Below are 1,932 nucleotides of genomic sequence, written 5' to 3' on the forward strand. Positions count from 1 at the left end.
CGGAATAGCCGAGCAGACCAACCTGCTGGCGCTCAACGCGGCTATCGAGGCTGCCCGTGCCGGTGAACAGGGTCGCGGGTTTGCGGTGGTGGCGGACGAGGTGAGAACCCTGGCCAAACGTACTCAGGACTCCACTTCCCAGATCAACAACATCATCGCCGAGCTGCAACAACGTGCCGAGCAAGCTGGCAGCACCATGCAGCAGAGCCAGGATCTGATGAATACCACTGTGGCCACGGCGCGGGAAGCGGGCGAGTCCATCTCCCAGATCAGTGGCTCGGTCAGCAGCATCTCCCACATGAACATCCAGATTGCAACGGCCACCGAAGAGCAGGGGGCGGTGAGCGAGGAGCTCAACCGTAACGTGGTCAATATCAGCCACGCTTCCGAAGAGGTGGCCGCCGGTGCCACCCAGATGGCTCAGGCGTGCAATGAGCTGAACCATTTGGCTACCCAGTTGCAGGATATGGTGCGCCGTTTCAGGGTGTAATCCCTCGGCGAGCCAAACAGCCCGATTACCGCAAGGTGATCGGGCTTTTCTGTTTTGGAGGAACAGCCAGAGAGGTTCACCGTGAGCGGATGACTTGTCCAGCCGGACGATATTGTGCATGCTGATGGCCCATTTTCCAGGCAGGACTCTTGCTGTATGAATCTTCGCGATCTCGAATATCTGGTGGCGCTGGATGAGGAAAAACATTTTCGCAAAGCTGCTGAACGCTGCTTTGTCAGTCAACCCACCCTGAGCGGCCAGCTGCGCAAGCTGGAAGATGAACTCGGGGTCATTCTGATCGAACGTACCTCGCGCAAGGTGCTGTTTACGCCTGCTGGCGATGCCATGGCCCATCAGGCGCGTCGGGTGCTCAAGGAGGTGCGCGAGCTCAAGAGCATCGGTCAGCACTTCTCCGAGCCGATGTCCGGGGAGATCCATATCGGTTTTATTCCGACCGTGGGCCCCTACCTGTTGCCCCGCATTATCCAGACTCTGCGTGAGCGTTTTCCCCAGCTGGAGTTTTACCTCTATGAGGAGCAGACTCAAACCCTGCTCAAACGGCTGGAAGAGGGGGAGCTGGATTGCGTCATTCTGGCCGAGATGCCGGGGATGGAAGGGTTTGGTTCAATCCAGCTTTACCACGAGCCGATGTGGTTGGCTGTGCCTTGCCATCACCCCGAAGCACAGGCCAGACAGGTGCCGCTTGGCAATCTCAAGGGCAAGAAATTACTGATGCTGGCCGATGGTCACTGTTTGCGGGATCAGGCGATGGGCTTCTGTTTCGCCGGCGGGATAGGTGAGGATCAACGCTTCAAGGGGACCAGTCTCGAGACCCTGCGCAACATGGTGGCCGCCGGTAGCGGCATGACCCTGGTGCCAAAGTTGGCCGTACCTGCCGATCATGATGAGGGCGGGGTGAGCTATCGACCTGTGGTTGACCCTGTGCCGGGGCGTACCATCTCGCTGCTCTATCGCCACTACTCGGTGCGTCGCCCCTGCTTCAATGAGTTGGCCGCCTCGATCGCCACGCTGATGACCAAGCAGTTGGCCCAATAAAAAAGGCTATGTCCCAATTACGTGTTGCATGGGGCGCCCCATCGCCTCATGCAAACATGCTTTGATATTTACGCCTTTTCCGTAACGCTCCAGCATCCGGCGCCAACCCAGGTAGTTCTTCAGGTAGTGCGTCGCCACGCCATGGAACCGCTCCATCCACTCTTTCAACCGATGGTGATAACCGTTTACGTGCTGGATGTGATACGCACCGACCACCCGTTCGCCTTGACGATTGCGCACCACCTGATGGGTTATATACCCTGTTCCTTGCTGAAACAGGCATACACACCCGCGCTATCGCTACACAGCACCGCATCTGGTGACACCAACGGCTTTAACACCGCGATGACCGTCTCGGCATCGATTTTCTCCAACTGGAAATCCGC

At 58.0% G+C, this 1,932-nt stretch carries 2 protein-coding genes and 1 pseudogene; 2 read left to right on the forward strand and 1 reads right to left on the reverse strand.

The window, feature by feature from the left end; genetic code table 11:
* On the forward strand, positions 1–490 hold a 490-nt coding region (locus DBR30_RS01285; RefSeq protein ID WP_258224252.1), incomplete at its 5' end, for a methyl-accepting chemotaxis protein.
* 156 nt (positions 491–646) lie between these two features.
* On the forward strand, positions 647–1,546 hold the full coding sequence (gene oxyR / locus DBR30_RS01290; RefSeq protein WP_021229787.1) for a DNA-binding transcriptional regulator OxyR: 900 nt from the start codon (positions 647–649) through the stop codon (positions 1,544–1,546).
* Between the two features lie 6 nt (positions 1,547–1,552).
* On the opposite strand, the pseudogene DBR30_RS01295 reads toward oxyR, so the two are convergent.
* A pseudogene (locus DBR30_RS01295) lies at positions 1,553–1,932 on the reverse strand (IS1595 family transposase); the annotation flags it as partial.

The organism is Aeromonas sp. HMWF017 (genome assembly GCF_003061465.1).
GTDB classification, from domain to species: Bacteria; Pseudomonadota; Gammaproteobacteria; order Enterobacterales; family Aeromonadaceae; genus Aeromonas; species Aeromonas veronii.

Bases quoted from the DNA above. Each gene is read 5' to 3' on its own strand.
- oxyR (WP_021229787.1), top strand. From the start codon at position 647: ATGAATCTTCGCGATCTCGAATATCTGGTGGCGCTGGATGAGGAAAAA.